Source organism: Xanthobacter sp. DMC12, assembly GCF_056314105.1.
The window spans coordinates 268,025-285,207 of sequence record NZ_JBQUYZ010000005.1; the positions used below are offsets into that span (position 1 = coordinate 268,025).

14 protein-coding genes are annotated in these 17,183 nt (G+C 67.2%); 2 read left to right on the plus strand and 12 right to left on the minus strand.

Annotated features, from left to right (window positions below; all coding sequences use genetic code 11):
* The 10 genes from ACT535_RS19065 to ACT535_RS19110 all read right to left on the minus strand — a co-directional run bounded on the left by ACT535_RS19065 (position 1) and on the right by ACT535_RS19110 (position 12,179).
* A complete protein-coding gene (locus ACT535_RS19065) occupies positions 1-1,125 on the minus strand; it encodes a 2Fe-2S iron-sulfur cluster-binding protein (RefSeq protein WP_476365637.1) in 1,125 nt (374 codons plus the stop codon).
* Positions 1,122-1,943, minus strand: a complete 822-nt coding sequence (locus tag ACT535_RS19070) for an FAD binding domain-containing protein (protein ID WP_476365638.1) — start codon at positions 1,941-1,943, stop codon at positions 1,122-1,124. Before ACT535_RS19070 ends, ACT535_RS19065 begins: the two co-directional genes overlap by 4 nt.
* Positions 1,940-4,327 carry a xanthine dehydrogenase family protein molybdopterin-binding subunit gene (locus ACT535_RS19075; protein WP_476365639.1) on the minus strand — a complete coding sequence of 796 codons (2,388 nt, stop codon included), beginning with the start codon at positions 4,325-4,327 and terminating at the stop codon, positions 1,940-1,942. The genes ACT535_RS19070 and ACT535_RS19075 overlap by 4 nt, the downstream gene beginning before the upstream one ends.
* Positions 4,328-4,402: 75 nt before the next feature.
* Positions 4,403-5,491, minus strand: a complete 1,089-nt coding sequence (locus tag ACT535_RS19080; RefSeq protein ID WP_168457457.1) for a TRAP transporter substrate-binding protein — start codon at positions 5,489-5,491, stop codon at positions 4,403-4,405.
* A 49-nt stretch (positions 5,492-5,540) separates the two neighbouring features.
* Complete coding sequence (locus ACT535_RS19085) at positions 5,541-7,430, minus strand: TRAP transporter large permease (RefSeq protein ID WP_476365640.1); 1,890 nt, start codon at positions 7,428-7,430, stop codon at positions 5,541-5,543.
* Positions 7,431-7,484: 54 nt separating this feature from the next.
* Complete coding sequence (locus tag ACT535_RS19090) at positions 7,485-8,093, minus strand: TRAP transporter small permease subunit (RefSeq protein WP_168457455.1); 609 nt, start codon at positions 8,091-8,093, stop codon at positions 7,485-7,487.
* Positions 8,094-8,163: 70 nt separating this feature from the next.
* Complete coding sequence (maiA, locus tag ACT535_RS19095; protein WP_476365641.1) at positions 8,164-8,799, minus strand: maleylacetoacetate isomerase; 636 nt, start codon at positions 8,797-8,799, stop codon at positions 8,164-8,166.
* A 147-nt stretch (positions 8,800-8,946) separates the two neighbouring features.
* On the minus strand, positions 8,947-9,315 hold the full coding sequence (locus ACT535_RS19100; protein WP_024276908.1) for a hypothetical protein: 369 nt from the start codon (positions 9,313-9,315) through the stop codon (positions 8,947-8,949).
* A 412-nt stretch (positions 9,316-9,727) separates the two neighbouring features.
* Complete coding sequence (locus tag ACT535_RS19105; RefSeq protein ID WP_476365642.1) at positions 9,728-11,809, minus strand: ATP-binding protein; 2,082 nt, start codon at positions 11,807-11,809, stop codon at positions 9,728-9,730.
* The gene (locus ACT535_RS19110) at positions 11,796-12,179 is read right to left on the minus strand and encodes a response regulator (RefSeq protein ID WP_476365643.1); all 384 of its coding nucleotides are present in this window, start codon (positions 12,177-12,179) and stop codon (positions 11,796-11,798) included. Before ACT535_RS19110 ends, ACT535_RS19105 begins: the two co-directional genes overlap by 14 nt.
* Positions 12,180-12,407: 228 nt before the next feature.
* Between ACT535_RS19110 and ACT535_RS19115 the strand changes: the two genes are divergently transcribed.
* Together ACT535_RS19115 and ACT535_RS19120 are read left to right on the plus strand one after the other, a co-directional pair.
* Positions 12,408-13,703: an EAL domain-containing protein gene (locus tag ACT535_RS19115; protein ID WP_476365644.1), complete on the plus strand. Its 1,296-nt coding sequence runs from the start codon at positions 12,408-12,410 to the stop codon at positions 13,701-13,703.
* Positions 13,693-14,508 (plus strand): response regulator, encoded by an 816-nt coding sequence (locus ACT535_RS19120; RefSeq protein ID WP_476365645.1) that lies wholly within the window; start codon positions 13,693-13,695, stop codon positions 14,506-14,508. The genes ACT535_RS19115 and ACT535_RS19120 overlap by 11 nt, the downstream gene beginning before the upstream one ends.
* A gap of 85 nt (positions 14,509-14,593) precedes the next feature.
* On the opposite strand, the gene ACT535_RS19125 is transcribed toward ACT535_RS19120, so the two are convergent.
* Together ACT535_RS19125 and ACT535_RS19130 are read right to left on the minus strand one after the other, a co-directional pair.
* The gene (locus ACT535_RS19125; RefSeq protein ID WP_476365646.1) at positions 14,594-16,270 is read right to left on the minus strand and encodes a methyl-accepting chemotaxis protein; all 1,677 of its coding nucleotides are present in this window, start codon (positions 16,268-16,270) and stop codon (positions 14,594-14,596) included.
* A 119-nt stretch (positions 16,271-16,389) separates the two neighbouring features.
* Positions 16,390-17,061: a response regulator transcription factor gene (locus tag ACT535_RS19130; RefSeq protein ID WP_168457447.1), complete on the minus strand. Its 672-nt coding sequence runs from the start codon at positions 17,059-17,061 to the stop codon at positions 16,390-16,392.
* Positions 17,062-17,183: the final 122 nt, after the last annotated feature.

Sequence of the window (17,183 nt, forward strand, 5' to 3'; positions counted from 1 at the left end):
TCAGTTCGGGCGGCGTTCCACCCAGGTTTTCACCCGTTCAAACCACGCTTTCAGCACCACTTTGAAAATGCCGGCTGCCGAAAGACCCGTCGCAGCGGCCGGCGCCTCGCCCTTCAGGGCGGCGGCGAGATTGGTGGCGAACACCCCTGTCAGGTGCGAGACCAGATTCTGCACAAGCGCGCCCCGTGAAAACTGGGCGAGGGGACCGGAGATGCGGTAGCGCAGGGCAAGGTCGATGGCGCTGCCCGCGCCGGCCGGCTTCAGGGCGAAGGTGATCTCACCATGGGCTCTCGAGCCTGAGCCCCCGTCCCGGCCGGAGCCGTTGACGAGGCCGGTGCGGGCGGCATCGTCAAAGGTCACCGTCGCATCACCGCCGAAGGCCGCCTTGATGGGACCGAAGGTGACGACCATGCGGCCCTCCAGTTTCTCCCCGTCGAAGGTGCTCACCTCGGCGCCGGGCAGGCAGCGGGCGATGAGGTGGATGTCCTTCAGCGCCGGCCACACGGCGTCGGGCGGGGCGTCCACGGTCAGGCTCTGGCGGATCTCGCTGCCGCCCGCTCCGATGGACGCGGCGGGGGCCGGTGCGGCCTTGGGCGCGGCCGCCGCCACGGGCGCGGGAGCCGTCGCCGCAGCGATGCCGACCGCCTCCGCCTGCGCCGCTGGCGCCTTGCCGGCAGAGACGGCGCAGACGGCGTTCACGATGCCCACATAGCCGGTGCAGCGGCAGAGATTGCCGCTCAGCTCCTCGCGCACCGTGCGTTCGGATGTCTCCCCGAGACGGCTCACGATGTCGCGGGAAGAGATGAGCATGCCCGGCGTGCAGAAGCCGCACTGGAGCGCGTGATGTACGGAGAAGGCCTCGCGCAGCTCGCCCATGAGCGCATCGCCATCGAACCCCTCGATGGTGCGGATGTCCGCCCCGTCGCAGGCGGCGGCCGAGGCGATGCAGGAGCGCTGCGGCTTGCCGTCGATGAGCACGGTGCAGGCGCCGCACACGCCCTGCTCGCAGCCGAGGTGCGTGCCGGTGAGATTCAGCTCCTCGCGCAGGAAATCGGCGAGATGCGTGCGCGGCTCCACCTGTCGGGAGAGGCGCTGGCCGTTGACGGTAAGGGTGATGGCGTTCATGCGAGCCCCGCATCGCTGAAGGCGCGGTCCACGGCCACCTGATGGAGCGCGCGGAACGCCTCCGGATGGCCCGCCAGCGCGGCCTCGATTTCGTCCTGAGCGGCGGCGCGGGCCCCCGCGCTGTCACCGGCCTTCAGCCGCTCACCGGCCGTGGCCAGAACCAGCGGCGGCGCCTCCACGGCGCCCGCCACCACGCGGGCAAGGCCGCGTCCGGCATCCACCGCCACGGCGCCGATGGCCTGGGCGAACTCGCCGGTCTTGCGGCACACCTTGTGGTAGCCCGTCTTCGCCTCGGCGGAGAGCACCGGCACGCGCACGGCGGTGATGATCTCGTCCGCCGCCAGCGTGGTGGTGTAGGCCGCCAGCATGAAGTCGGCCATGGCGCAGGCTCGCGTGCCGGCGCGGCCGCGGATGAGGAGGGTCGCGTCCAGCACGGTCATGGTGCTGATCCAGTCGGCGGCCGGGTCCGCGTGGGCGATGCTTCCCCCCAGCGTCCCGCGGTTGCGCACCGCGCGATAGGCGATGCCATGGGCGACGCGGCGCATGAGCCCGCCGGTCACGTCCGGCACCACGCCGTCCTCGATCTCCGCATGGGTCCAGCCGGCGCCGATGTCGAGATGGGTCGCGCTGCCTTCCAGCGTGCGCAGCTCGCCGACGCGCCGCAGGTCCACCAGAGCGGCGGGGCGGGCGAGGCGCAGGTTCAGCATCGGCCCCAGCGAGCAGCCGCCGGACACGGGCTTTGCCCCCTCCCCTGCCAGCACCGAGAGTGCCTGATCGAGGGAGGTCGCAAGGGTGAGGTCGAAGGCGGCGGGCTTCATGCGGCGCTCCGTCCGTTGCTCGTGCGCCGCGCCTCTGCGAGGGCCGCGAGCACGCGCTCCGGCGTTGCGGGAATCTCGCACAGGGTGGCGCCGAGATCCTTCAGCGCATCGTTGATGGCATTCACGATGGCGCCGGCCGGGGCGATGGCGCCGCCCTCCCCCACGCCCTTGATGCCATGGGCGGAAAAGGGCGAAAGCGTCTCGGTGTGGGCGATGCGCACCTTGGGCAGTTCGGTCGGTCCTGGCAGGAGATAGTCCACGAGGGTGGAGGCGAGGGGCTGGCCCTCGGAATCGTAGGTGCTTTCCTCGAACAGCGCCGTGCCGATGCCCTGGGCGACGCCGCCATAGGCCTGACCTTCGACGATCATGGGGTTCACCATGCGCCCGCAATCCTCCACCACCACATAGTCGAGGATTTCGGTGGCGCCGGTCTTCACGTCCACGGCCACGAGGGCGGCGTGGGTGGCGTAGGAGAAGAGGCCAGTGTCCACGTCGGGCTTGTAGCCCTCGGTCACTTCGAGGCCGCCGGTGTCCACGCCGTCCGGCAGCACCTCGGGGGTGCGATACCAGGCGCGACCGATTTCGGCGAAGGTCACGGAGCCGGTCGGCCCGTGGATGGCACCGCCCTCGAACCGCACCTGCTCGGCCGAGCACTGCATGAGGTGGGCGGCGAGCGCCTTCACCTTTTCCGCCAGCTTCTGCGCCGCCTTGGAGACCGCCCCCCCGGCCATGACGATGCCGCGCGAGGCATAGGCGCCGGTGGAAAAGGGCGTGGTGGCGGTGTCGCCCAGCGTCACGCGGATCTGCGCGATGGGCAGCGTGAGGATTTCGCTCGCCACCTGCGCCAGCGTCGTCTCGAGACCCTGACCGATGGTGTGGATGCCGGCCTTCACATCGGCGCTTCCGTCCGGATTGAGGCGGATGGTGGCCTGCTCATAGCCGGGCACCAGCGGCGTGCCCCACGAGGCGAACACCTTGGTGCCGTGGGCCGACTGCTCGGTGTAGGTGGAGAAGCCGACGCCGATGACCCGGCCGTCCTGTTCTCCCATCTTCTGCCGGGCGCGGATGGCCTCGAAGCCGATCATCTCGCGGGCGGTGGCGAGCGAGGCGGGATAATCGCCGCTGTCGTAGAATTTCTTGGTGATGTTCAGGTAGGGCATGGCCGAGGCGGGCACGAGGTTTTCCGCCCGCACGTCCACCGCCTCGCGGCCGACGGCGGCGGCCACCGCATCGATGGTCAGCTCCATGGCGAAGCACACGCCGGGCCGCGCCACGCCGCGATAGGGCGCGAAGGGCGGCTTGTTGGTGGCCACCGAATAAGTCTTGCAGCGATAGTGGGGCCAGATGTACGGCCCCGGCAGATTGCCGCCGGCCTGCGCCGCCTCGAGGCACGCAGTGAAGGGCCAGACAGAATAGGCGCCAACGTTCACCGCCACTTCCGCGTCGAGGGCAAGCAGCTTGCCGCGCGCGTCCGCATAGGCGGTGATGACATATTCATGCTCCCGGGCATTGGCGCCGGCGGTGAGGTGCTCGCGCCGGTCCTCGATCCAGCGGAAGGGGCGCTTGAGCGTCATCGCCAGCCACGCCACCAACACTTCCTCGGGCTGGAGCAGGCATTTGTAGCCGAAGCCGCCGCCCACGTCGGGCGGGGCGATGCGGATCTGGGCTTCCGGCAGGCCCAAGGTCTCGGCGAGGCCGGCGCGGATCATGTGCGGCACCTGGGTGGAGGTGTTCACCACCAAGGTGTCACCCTGGAAATCCCACCACGCCACCAGCCCCTTGCCCTCCATGGGGTGCATGCACTGGCGGCCGGTGCGGAAGCGCTTCTCCACCTTCACCGCGGCGGTGCGGGCGACCTCCTCGATGCCGCCGGAATCGAAGCTGGTTTCCAGGAAGAGATTGTCGCCCCACGCCTCGTGCAGCAGGGCGGCGCCGGGGGCGCGGCCGCTGTCGCAATCGACGATGGCGGGCAGTTCCTCATAGTCGAAGAGGGTCGCCTCGCAGAGGTCCTCCGCCTCGGCGCGGGTGGGCGCATAGGCCATGGCGACGATGTCGCCGACGAAGCGCACCTTCTCCCGCGCCAGCGGGGGATGGGCGGAGAGCTTGTAGCCGGGGATGGTGGAGCGGGTGATGATGTCGGCGACATCAGCGCAATCCGCCGAGGTGAACACCGCGCCCTCATGCCCCTGCGGCTTGGTCACCGAAAGGATGCGCGCGTGGGCCACCGGGCTGCGCAGGAACGCCACGTCGCTCATGCCGGGCATGCGGATATCGCCGGCGAACCGGCCGCGGCCCATCAGGTGGCGCGCATCCTCCTTGCGGCGGACGCGGGCGCCGATGCCTTCGCCGCTGACGGCGGGATGGGTCTCATGGTCCACGGACATGGCGTCCCTCTCTCCTGGCACTGGTGGGGCGGCAGAGGCCGCCGCCCCGCTTTGTTCATAGCGCGGCGGGTCCGCTCACGGCCATTTGGGGGCAGAGAAGCGGAAGCTGTCGAGACGATAGTCGGCGACGCGCATCCAGGAATTGGATTCGTTCAGGAAGGTCTTCCACGGCTCGTAGATCTTCTTGAAATCCGGGTTGGAGGCAGCGACTTCCGCGAAGGTCTCCAGCGTCGCCTTGTAGACGGCCTCCATCACCGGCTGCGGGAAGGCACGCAGCTCGACGCCGGCGGCGAGCAGGCGGCGCAGCGCCTCCGGGTTCTTGGTGTCGTAGTTCGCGAGCATCATCAGATTCTGCTCGGTGGCGGCGGTCTCGAAGGCGGCCTTGAAGGCGGGCGGCAGCGCGTCCCAGGCCTCCTTGTTGGTCAGCGTGGTGATCTGGGCGCTGCCCTCCCACCAGCCGGGCGTGTAGTAATACTTCGCCACCTTGTTGAAGCCGAGCTTCTCGTCGTCATAGGGGCCGATCCACTCGGCCGCGTCGATGGTGCCGCGCTCCAGCGAGGGATAGATGTCGCCGGGCGCGATCTGCTGCGGCACCACGCCGAGCTTGCTCAGGATGCGCCCGCCAAGGCCGGCGATGCGCATCTTCAGTCCCTGCAGGTCCTCGAGCCCCTTGATCTCCTTGCGATACCAGCCGCCCATCTGCACGCCGGTATTGCCACAGGGGAAGGAGACCATGTTCTCCTTCCCGAACAGCTCCTGGATCAGCGCCTTGCCGCCGCCGTAGTAATACCAGGCATTCTGCTGGCGGGCGTTGGTGCCGAAGGCGATGCCGCCGTCGAAGGCATAGGCCGGGTTCTTGCCGGTGAAGAAGGCGGTGAGGGTGTGGGAGCATTCCACCGTCTTGTTCTTGGTGGCGTCGAACACCTGCGTCGCGCCGACGATCTCGCCGCCGGCGAAGGGCATCACCTCGAACTTGCCCTCGGTCAGCTCGCCGATGCGCTGGCACATGGCCACCGCCGAGCCGTAGATGGTGTCGAGGCTCTTCGGCCAGCTCGTGGCCATGCGCCACTTCACCGTCGGCTGGCTCTGGGCGATGGCCGGGGCGGCCACGAGGGTGGCGGCCGAGCCGGCGGCGATGTTCGTCAGGAAAGTCCGTCTCTTCATTTTCATTCCCCTTGTTTTTGACTGGTCGGCGTCTGTCGGCAAACGGGGGTCAGAGCCCGGCGCCGGGCTTCGGCAGATCGTCGAGGCCGGGCATGGCGGGCAGGCCGAGGCCGCTCGCGGGGGCATCGAGGCTGTCGAGCTGGCGCTGGGCGGCGGCGGGATCGGAGGCGGGGGCCGACGACTTGTAGTGCGTCACGAGGCCGGGGAAGACGGCGATGATGCTCACCATCACCAGCTGGATCACCACGAAGGGAATGGCGCCCCAATAGATCTGCGCCGAGGTGACGGGCTCCATGCGCTTGCCGGTGAGGCGGTCGAGATAGGCCGTCTTCGGCGCCACCGAGCGCAAATAGAAGAGCGCGAAGCCGAACGGTGGGTGCATGAAGGAGGTCTGCATGTTCACCCCCAGCATCACGCCGAGCCAGATGAGGTCGATGCCCAGCTTGTCCGCCGCCGGCGCCAGCAGCGGCACCACGATGAAGGCCAGCTCGAAGAAATCGAGGAAGAAGGCGAGGACGAAGATCAGCGCGTTGATGAACAGCAGGAAGCCCATCTGCCCGCCAGGCAGGCTGGTGAGCAGGTGCTCCACCCACAGGTGGCCGTTGATGCCGTAGAAGGTAAGCGAGAACACCCGCGCACCGACCACGATGAAGATGGCGAAGGCGGAGAGCTTGGCCGTCGTCTGCGTCGCCTGGGTCAGGATGGAGAGGGAGAAGCGCGCCGGGTTCTTCTCCAGCCGGCGCTTCAGCGCCGCGAGCACCATGGCGCCCACCGCACCCATGGCGCCGCCTTCCGTGGGCGTCGCGACGCCGAGGAAGATGGTGCCGAGCACGAGGAAGATGAGCAGCAGCGGCGGCACCATCACGAAGGTGACGCGCTCGGCCATGCGCGAGACCAGAGGCAGGCCGGTGAAGCGCTCCACGCCACCGGCGATGAAGGCATAGAGCGCACCCGCGGCGATGATGTCCGCCACGAGCCCGACCGTCGGATGCCCGCTCTCGCGCAGCAGCACATAGGCCGCGCCGAACGCCGCCGTGAGCACGGCGGAAAGGACGAGCCGCCGCGCGCCGAGGAAGCGGTTCAGCAGGGCGCAGACGAGGGCCACCACCACCGCCATGCAGATGGCGAGGATCGCATAGTCCGCCCCCGCCTTGATGCCGGTTTCCCGCATCAGCAGGGTGGCGACGGCGGCGGAATAAGCGACCAGCACGCCGAGCTGCCACACGCCGCGCGCGCCCGACGGCTCGCAGCAGGTGAGCGCCTCGCGCGGCAGGCCGGGCGCCGACTTCGGCGAGACGATGGTCACCGCAAACACGAACAGCGCGTAGAGGCCGGAGAGGATGAGCCCGGGCAGGAAGGCGCCCTCGTACATGTCGCCCACCGAGCGGCCGAGCTGGTCCGCCATCACGATCAGCACGAGGGAGGGCGGGATGATCTGCGCCAGCGTGCCGGAGGCGGCGATGACGCCGGCGGCGAGGCGCCGGTCGTAGCCGTAGCGTAGCATGATGGGCAGCGAGATGAGGCCCATGGAGATGACCGAGGCCGCCACCACGCCCGTCGTCGCGGCCAGCAGCGCGCCGACGAAGATCACCGCATAGGCGAGGCCCCCGCGCACGGTGCCGAACAACTGGCCGATGGTCTCCAGCAGGTCTTCCGCCATGCCGGAGCGCTCCAGCACCAGCCCCATGAAGGTGAAAAAGGGGATGGCGAGCAGCACCTCGTTGGCCATGGTACCGAACACCCGCTCCGGCAGCGCCTGGAGGAGCGGCCAGGACAGGGTAATCGCGTCCGGCGCGTAGGGCGAAAGCTCCACGGCGATGAAGAAGAACAGCAACCCGTTGGCGGCCAGCGCGAAGGCGACGGGATAGCCCAGCAGCATGAACACGACGAGGGTCGCGAACATGATGGGGGCGAGGTTGTGGGCGATGAACTCTATCATCGGAGCGGCCTCAGGCGCGGCGAGCGAAAGTGAAGGTGGATGTCGTTGCCACGGTCATGGCCGCATGCCGCCTTCCGAGATGCGGGGGTCCACCTTCGCGAGTTCATGGAGGATGCGTTCCGCCTCGGCCTCGTGCAGGTCGGCGCCCGCCGCCTCGGCGAGGTCGCCGCGCATGATGGCGATGCGCTTGATGAGTTCGCTGACGCCTTGCAGCAGCAGCAGCACGAAGCCGAGGAGGATCAGTGCCTTGGCTGGCCACAGGATGAGCCCGCCCGCATTGGTGGACGTCTCGCCCGACTTCAGCGAGTCGAACACGAACGGCACCGAGAGCCACACCATGAGCGCGGAGAACACCATCAGGAACAGGACGATGCAGGCGACCTCGATGATGTTGGTCACGCGCCGGCTGAGGCGCGAGGCCACGATGTCGATGCGGATGTGCTCGTTGAGCTGGAGCGTCCACGGCGCGCAGAGCATGAAGACCGCGCCGAACAGATACCATTGCAGTTCAAGCCAGGCGTTGGACGACACGCCGAACATCTTGCGGACCACCGCATTAGCGGCCGAAACGAGGATGGCCACGAAAATGGCCCAGCAGGCCACCCGGCCGACGAAGACATTGAGCGCATCGATGGAGCGCGAGAACGACAATAGGGCTTTCATGCCTCTACTCCCGGGGCAGGGGGGCGTGAGTGGCGTATGACTTTGTAACTTGAAAAAGAACTATTCTAATCTAGGCAGCGTCTGCCTGATACTTAGGGTGCGTGGCCTCGAAGCAGTCGAGGGCCATGCAATTCTCGTAGATGCCCATCACCAGCGGATAAGGCGTCACGTCGCAATTGAAGCGCTGGGCGTTGAACACCTGCGGCACGAGGCAGATGTCCGCCATGCCGGGCGCATCGCCCAGCACGAACCGGCCGCTGAGGCCACGGTCCGCCAGCATCGCCTCGAGGCTGCGGAAGCCCTCGGCGATCCAGTGGGCGTACCAGGCGTTGCGCGCGGCCTCGTCATGGCCGAGGCGATCGAGATGCTTGAGCACCCGCACGTTGTTCAGCGGATGGATGTCGCAGCAGATGGCCTGGCTGAAGGCGCGCACATAGGCCCGCTCGATGGGGTCCTTCGGCAGCAGCGCCGGCTCGGGCTGCGTCTCCTCCAGATACTCCATAATGGCGAGCGACTGGGTGAGCACCAGGCTGCCGTCCACCAGGGCCGGCACCAGCCCCTGCGGATTGAGGCGCACGAAGGCGTCGGCCCTGTGCTCCATCTTCGGCAGGCTGATCGGGCGCGGCGTCGCGGTGAGCCCCTTGAAGGCGAGCGCGATGCGCACCCTGTAGGAGGCGGACGACCTAAAGAAACCGTAGAGTTCCATTTGCGCACTCTGGAGGTTTTGTTTTTCTTCACACGCATGGAACGGCGAAGGCACGAAGCCATCGCCGGAGAGCGGGCGGCAAAACGCCCGCAGATGTCGGCGGCCGGAAAGCCTCAGCCGGCGGAAGCTTTCAGCCGGCGGAAGTTGTTAGCCGGCTGCCTTGGCGAGGATTTCGTCGGGCGTGGAGGACACCACCTTGGCGTAGCGCGGCACGAACTTGCCGCCGACGATGTGGCGGATGAACGAGGGCTTGATCTCCTCGGCCAGGATCTTGCGGATCTTGGCGTGCTCCTCGATGTCCTTCCACTCGGCGATCAAGTAGAAACGCAGCGGATTCTCTTCATCGCGCAGCAGAACGCCGTCTTTCACCTGCGCCCACGACTTGTGCATGGGGTTTCCATCCGAATAGTCGAAATCCTCGAACTCGCGGATGAACTCCTCCTCCACGCCAGGATTGATGGTGAAGTCGTAGATGTGAAGGTAGTTGCCCTTGGTGGCGAGGGGCTCCTGAGCCATTCCTGTCTCCCTTCTTCCCCTGGAGACGACAAGCCCGATCGCAGCGCGATCCGACGGCGCGTGCTCCAGCGTTTGCTCCAGCGACGCCCGCCTGCGGCGGACTCCATTAATAGGAGTACACTGATTAATTCGGCCGTCAATGCGCCACGTCAGATTTCTGCACAATGCCGTCGATATGGGCTGAATGCTGGGAAATCGCGCAGATTCCTGCCGCTTCGGTGATCGGCAAAAATCAATAAAAGAGGTGATACTGATTAATTATGCCGATTTCGATGGTGCAGCGCAGCGCGCGGCAAAGCCGCGTAGGGCCAGCCGATCCCGCACGCGGCGCCGCCTGCGGTACGGAATGCACGGCCGCCCGCTCGCCTTTGCGGCGGCGCGAAAGGCGCTTCAGGGAGTGCCGCAAGCCGCCTCAGACGGCCTGTGCCGCCTCTGCCTCTTCGAGCGCCGGCAATTCGATGGTGAAGACCGCGCCGCCGTCCCCGTTCTCGACGGAGAGCGTGCCGCCGTGGTCGCGGATGATGCCGAAGCTGACCGAGAGGCCGAGCCCCGTGCCCTTGCCGGGCGGCTTGGTGGTGAAGAAGGGCTGGAAGATGCGCTCCATCACGTCCTCGGAGATGCCGCCGCCATTGTCCGCCACGCGGATGCGGAGCACGCGGCCGGCCTTGCCCGGCTCGCAGCCGACGGACAGGCGGATCAGGCCGGGGAAGTCCTCGCCGGTGCGGGCGCGGCGCTCGACGATGGCGTCGCGGGCGTTCTGGATCAGGTTGATGATGACCTGCTCCAGCTGGTCCTGCCGGCACAGCACCTTGGGGATGTCCGCCCCCCGGACGGTCTCGACCTCGATGTTGTCGAGCCGCAGGTGCGCGCCCACCACCTGGAGCGCGCCCTCCACCGCATCGAGCGGGCCGGAGGGCTGGAGGTGCTCGTCGCTCTTGCGGCCGAAGATGCGCATGTGGTCGATGATCCGGCTCATGCGCACGGTCTGCTGCACGATGCGGTCGAGCTTGGAGACCAGATGCTCCGGCGGCAGCCCCATCTTCATGCCGGTGAGGGCGTTGGAAGCGGCGAGGCGGATGACGCCGAGCGGCTGGTTGATCTCGTGGGCGAGCCCGGTCGCCACCTCGCCCAGCGAGGCGAGCTTGGACATCTGGTAGAGCTTGTTCTCCTCCATCCGCCGCTGGGTCTGGTCCACGGCGACGACCACCACCTCCTGCCCGCCGGAGCCGCCCCGGTCCATGCCCTGGAGGGGCGCCACGACGATCTCCGCCTCGACGTCGGTCTCGCCATCGGAGAGGTGCTCGTTGATGTGGCGCGGCTCGCTCAGGTCCGCGACGAGGGTGCGGAAGCGCCGGCTGTCCAGATAGGTGCGCATGAGGCAGCCGAGCCCGCCGTGGGGCGGGGATCCGATCTCGGTGGCGCCGTCGGGCGTGACGTGCATCACCGAAACGCCGGGCACCCGGCTGATGGCGTCGAGGACCTTGGCCTCGCGCTGGCGGGCGAGCGCCTGAACCTCCTGCGCCTCCAGCCTCTTCTGCAGATTGAGGTAGCTGCCGCCGACCGCCGCCACCACCAGCAGCGCGAGGGAGAGGCCGGCCGCCGTGCTCCAGATGGCCGCCTTGAAGTCCGCCGTCTGGCCGCGCACGAAATCCGTGGAATAGGCCACTGAGACGAGGAAGGGGTACTTGCCCGAGCGCACGGTGTATCCGACCCGCTCCACGCCGTCCAAGGTGCTCGCCTGGCGATAGACGTCGCCGCCCCGCTGCATGGCGGCGAGGAAGGCCGGAGACTTGGAAACGTCGTCGCCGAAGCTGGTCTTGTTGGTGGCGCGGGCGCGGGCGATGCCGTCGGTGCCCATGAGGGCGATCAGCTCGCCGTCCTCGACGCGGAGCTGCTTGTAGAAGTCGATGAAGTCGCTGATGGCGTAGGAGGCCACCACCACGCCGGCGAACGCGCCCTGGGCGTCGGTCAATGGGCGGGTCAGCTGGATGGTGTATTTCTTGGAAACCCGGCCGAGCACGGGCTTGCTGATAAAAAGCTGTGCCGTCGCCGGATCCTTGCCCATGTGGACCCGGATGTGCTCGCGGTCGGAAAGGTCCACCTTCTCCGGCCCCGGCGGCGCGAGAGAGGTCGCCACCATGACGCCGTTCCTGTCGGTTACGGCCAGCTGGACCACCGAGGCCGGGACGTTGAAATCCTTGAGCTGCTCGTAGATCTGGTAGGGCGCGGCGGTGCTGTCGTGGTTGCTGGCGAAATTCTGCAAGAGGGCGTCGATGGGCTCGACCGCCTGCTCGAAGCTGCGCATGAGCAGGGTCGCCATGCGATGGGCGGAGATCTCCGCCTTTTCCATTTCCGCATGGCTGTGGAGCTGGAACAGCACCAGCGCCGCCACCAGGGGAATGACGCCGACGAGGAAGACCAGCCCTGCGAGCATCAGCGTGACGCGATTGAAGCCCTGGCCGTCCGGCCTTGAAAGGGGATCAGGCGCGGGCATCGGCGGCACCTCCAAGCTCGACCAGCGCCTCGCACAGGGCATCGAAGGCCAGCGGCTTCGGGAAGCAGCGCAGCACGCCCTTCTGGCGCGCGCGCTCAATGTCGGCCTCGGCGGCGTGGCCGGTCATCATCAGGAAGTGGAGATTGCGGCTCGGAAAGCGCCCCTTGACCGCCTCCACCAGCGCAACGCCGTCCATGTCCGGCATCCGCATGTCGGTGAGAACGACGCGGACATCGGAATCGCGCGCGAGCACGTCGAGGGCCTCGGCACCGCGCGCGACCGAGCAGGTGGACAGCCCGCGGAAGGCCAGCGCCTCGATCAGCTCGTCAAGGTATTCAGGCTCGTCGTCGACGATGAGGACGTGATTCATCTGTCGTCGATCCATTCCATTCCGACGGTACCAAAGGGTGGAACCCCCGTGCTGCGCCGCACTCCACGCCCGTGCTTCCTCTTCGTCAAGGCGAACTCATTCCAATTTGAAGTGAAATCCGGATCAGTTGCCGACTTGAAAGATGACAACCTGGGTGAAATATGACCCAATAGATTGGCGTTTTGCCACTCTTGCGAGACTGACACCTGTCAGAGTGAGGTGTATTCAATGCCGCAGGCTGGCGCACCGGCCGATCCGACCCCGGGGCGCAGCAAGCTTCGGCGCATCCTTATTCTTGATGATGACCAGGCCTTTCGCGAAGACCTAGCGGAATACCTTACGCTTTCTGGCCATCTGGTCGATCATACCTCCAATGCTCAAGATTTGACGCCCCGGCTCCTCTGCCAGACGGATGTTCTCCTGCTCGACCTGAATATGCCGGGAGCCGACGGGGTGGACGTGCTGCGCACCCTCTGCCGCTGCGCGCTGAGCCCCCAGGTGGTGCTCATCAGCGGGAGTGACGCAGATGTGATCGAGGCCGCCGCCGAGGCCGGGCGGATGAGCAACATCCGCATCCTCGGCACCCTGCGCAAGCCTTTCGATCCCGAGGAGCTTCTGGCCCTCATCGACTCCGACGCCACCGAGGCCGGCGGGCGCGGGACCTCCGTCGGCGTGCCCTCGGGACCGCGCGTGATCGCCGAAGTCGAGGCCGCGATCGCGGCGGGGACAGTGCCGGTGATGTTCCAGCCCAAGTGCCGCCCCGATGGACACACCTTCGCGGGCGCCGAGGCGCTGCTGGGCGACGCGTGGCCGGGCCTCGGCCGCATCTCCCCGCCGACGGTGATCCAGGCGGTCGGCGCGGTGCCCGGGCTGCTGCGGCAGCTCACCCTCCATGTGGTCGAAAGCGCGGCGCGCGGCGCGGCGGCCTGGCGGGCGGCCGGCCTTCGCGGACCGGTGAGCATCAACATGCCCCTGGAGCTTCTGACCGAGCCCCAGGCCCCTGCCCTCCTCGCCCGCACCGTCACCGGGGCCGGCCTGTCGCCGGCGGACGTCATCCTGGAACTGACCGAGGATGCGATCTATGATTCCTCCAGCGATGCGCTGATGGCGCTGGCGCAGGTGCGCATGGCCGGCTTCGGCGTGGCCCTCGACGACGTGGGGCAGCGCCAGAGCGGCCTGCTCCAGCTGGCCCGGCTGCCCATCACCGAGCTGAAGGTCGATCGCGCGCTCATCATCCAGTCGCGAAACACGGAAAAATCGCGCAGCATCCTCGAGGCGCTCATCCGGCTCGGCCAGCGGCTGGGCCTGAAAGTGGTCGCCGAAGGCATTGAAACGGAAGAGGATTTGTCGCGCGTCAAGGCGATGGGGGTCGATCTCGTGCAGGGTTTCCTGATTTCGCGTAAACTCGGCCTTGCCCAGCTTCTCGCGATGTTCAAGGAATGGTCGACACCGGACGCTGTGCCAAAGAACACTGTGCCAAAGGACGATGTGCCCAAGGACACCGTAACCAAGAATGCGCAATGACAGCTCCAAGGATGCACCGGTCGTGGCGGTGACGGTCGAGCCGCAGGTGCTTCTCGTCGATGACGACGCCGACGTGCTCGAAGAGCTGCACGACGGCCTCTCCATGCTCGGCATCGCCTCGCTCACCGCCACCACGGCGGTGGAGGCGCTGGACCTCGTGCAGCGCAACGATCCCCTGAAGGTGATCGTGACCGACCTGCAGATGCCGCGCATCGACGGCATCGAGCTTTTGCAGAAGCTCTCGGTGCGGCGGCGCAAGCATCCCATGGCCGCCATCGTCATCACCGGCCATGCCTCCCTCGATCGCGCCGTGGGCGCGCTGCGGCTTCAGGCGGTGGACTTCCTGCAGAAGCCGCTCGCCGCGGAAGAGGTCGCCCATGCCATCCACCGCGCGCTGGCGCTGGTGGAGGACGAGGCCCTGAGCGTGAACGGGGAGGACGATCCCCCCGGCACCATTGCCCGGCCCAATTACATGAAGGCCCTCGTCGCCGCCCGCGCCGACCGCGACGCCATCTTCCAGACCGGCCTGTTCTCCGATCCGGCGTGGGAGATGATGCTCGACCTCGCCGTGGCCGAAGCGAGCGCCCGGCCCATCTCCGTCACCAGCCTGTGCATCGCCTCCGGCGCGCCCACCACCACGGCGCTGCGCCGCATCGATGATCTGGAAGAGGCCGGCCTCGTGAAGCGCGTGCCCGACGGCCGCGACCGTCGGCGCATCCTGGTGGTGCTGACCGACCAGGGCCGCGCCCGCATGGAGGCCTTCGTGCAGCGCCAGGCCGACCGCTTCGGCATCAAGCTCGACTGACCCCCGCTTTCGTCACGCGGATCGGCCGCAAACGAAAAGGGCCGGTGTCTCGCGACACCGGCCCTTTCTGTTGGTGCGCCGCGGATCAGGCGGCGCGCAGGGTGGAGACGAAGCTCGTCACCTCCCGCTGAAGATCCTGCGACTGCTCGGAGAGCGCCGAGGAGAGGCTCATGAGCTGGGTCGCGGCGGAGCCGGTCATGCCGGCGGCCTGGCCGACGCCCGACATGTTGTTGGTCACCTGGGTGGCGCCCTGCGCCGCGCGGTGCGTGTTGGCAGCGATCTCGCTGGTGGCGGCCCGCTGCTCCTCCACCGCGCCGGCGATGATGGCGGTGAGGTCGCGCACGTTGTTGATGGTCGTCACGATGCTCTGGATGGAGGTCACCGTGGCCGAGGTCGCGTGCTGGATCTCGCCGATCTTCATGGAGATCTCATCGGTGGCCTTCGCCGTCTGGGCGGCGAGTTCCTTCACCTCGGAGGCAACCACCGCGAAGCCGCGGCCCGCGTCGCCCGCCCGCGCCGCCTCGATGGTGGCGTTGAGGGCGAGGAGGTTGGTCTGCTCGGCGATCTCCTTGATGAGGTTCAGCACCTGCCCGATGGACTGGGCCGCCTCGGAGAGCTGGCGGATGTTCTCGTTGGTGCGCTCGGCCTCCTCGGCCGCGGAGCGGGCGATGACGGCGGAGTTCGACACCTGGTCGCTCATCTCGCGGATGGAGGCGGACAGCTCCTCCGCCGAGGCGGCCACCGTCTGCACGTTGTCCGAGGCACCCTCGGCGGCGAGCGTCACCGACTGGGCCTGGCGGGAGGTCTCCTCGGCCGTGGCGGAGAGATTGCGGGCAGCGTCCGCCACCTCGCCGGACGAGCCGGAGAAGCGCTCGGCGAGGGCCCCCATGCGGCTCTGGAACGAGTTGGCGATGGTGGTGCGCTCGGCGACGAGCTGCTGCGCCATCTCCTCTTCCTTGCGCTTCTGCTCGACGCGCAGCCGCTCATTGTCGGCGAGGCCGTCGCGGAAGACTTCGAGGGTGCGGGCGATGTCGCCGATCTCGTTCTTGGTCTCGCGGTTCGGCACCTCGGTGTCGAGGGCGCCGCCGGCGATCTTGCCCATGGCGTCGGTGACGCGGTTGAGCGGGCGGGTGATGCCGATGACGATGAAGGCGATGGCGCCGAGGCCGAGCACGATTTGGATGCCGATGGACACGAGCAGCACGAAATGCGCCTGGCTGTAGTCTGCGACGGAAGCGGTCGCGGCTTCGTCGGCATACCGATCATTGAGTTCGACGTTCTTGTCGAGCCCGGCGGTGACCGAATCGAACAGGGCGACGCTCTTGTTCGCCAGATCGATGGCCTCGTCCGTCATGCCCGACTGGTGCTTGCCGAGGAACTCGGTCTGGGCCTGCGTGTAATCGGCCCAATGCACCATCACCGAATTCCAGGAATTGCGCTCCTCGGGGGTGGAAATGAGCTTTTCATAGGCCGTCATCGCCTTGCCGTTCTCGGCGAGGAGGCGCGTCATGCGGGCCTGAAGCGCGGCACTTTCCTTCGGATCCGACACCAGAAGCGTGCGCATGGCGGCGACGCGGACACGGGTCATCGTATACTTGACTTCGCCCACGGCGCGGACGCTGGGGAGCCAATTCGTGTTGATTTCCGTAACGTTTTCGTTGAGGTGCGCGAGTTTGCTCAGGGCCAGAACCCCCTGTCCGGCCGCCAGGGCGACCAGGACGAGGTAGAGGCCGATCAGTGAGGTCTTGACGGTCAGACGCATTATCTGTCTCCCTTCTCCGGGCTTTTGAACTTGTCTTGAATTTGAAAGACAAAGATCCGTCCCGTCATAGTCATCGAAGCTGGATTGGGGCTTGCGATCCTGCGGCCGACTTGCGGCCTTCAGCCCACGTACTGGTAGCCGAGATAGCGGCGGGCATCGATCACGTCGCGGCCGAGCTTCAGGCGCAGCTTCTTGCGCAGCTTGCTCATGTGGCCCTCGACCACGCTCTCGTCCACGTCCTCGTTGAAGATGCCGTAGATGGTGTTGAAGATCTGGGTCTTGGTGACCCGCCGCTTCGAGTTCTTCACCAGATATTCGAGGATGTGCCGCTCGCGGCGCGGCAGGGCGAGCGGCGCGCCGTCCACTTCCGGGTCGCGCCCGTCGAAGAACACGCGCAGGCGCTCGTCGGCCGGCATCTGGATGTCTCCCGAGCGCACCCGCCGCCACACCGCATCGGCGCGCGCCACGATCTCGCGCACATGGACGGGCTTGCGCACCACGTCGTCGATGCCGGCGGTGAAGAGTTCCAGCGTCTGGGTGAGGGACTTCACGTCCTCCAGCGCGATGATGGGCGCCTGGCTGTGGGAGCGGATGAGGTCGGGATAGGTGATGCGCGCGTCGGATTCCCCGATCAGGAAGCTTTCCACCGCGCCGAGGTCCTGGTCGGACGTGGTCTCGATCCAGTCACGAAACTCGCTGCCGGTGAAGCCCTGCGAAGAAAAACCCTCGCGCGAGAAGGCAGAAACGTAGCTTTCGGCAACAGAGGCCCGCTCATCAACGACGACGTACATGATTCCCTCCATCATGTCCTAGAAGGTTCGTGTCGCCGGCATCGATGTCTTAACGATTTATTTCCGCGCTGGGCGACGCAAAACCCCTATGACGATGGCGGGGAGCGGGCAATCTGAAGAGG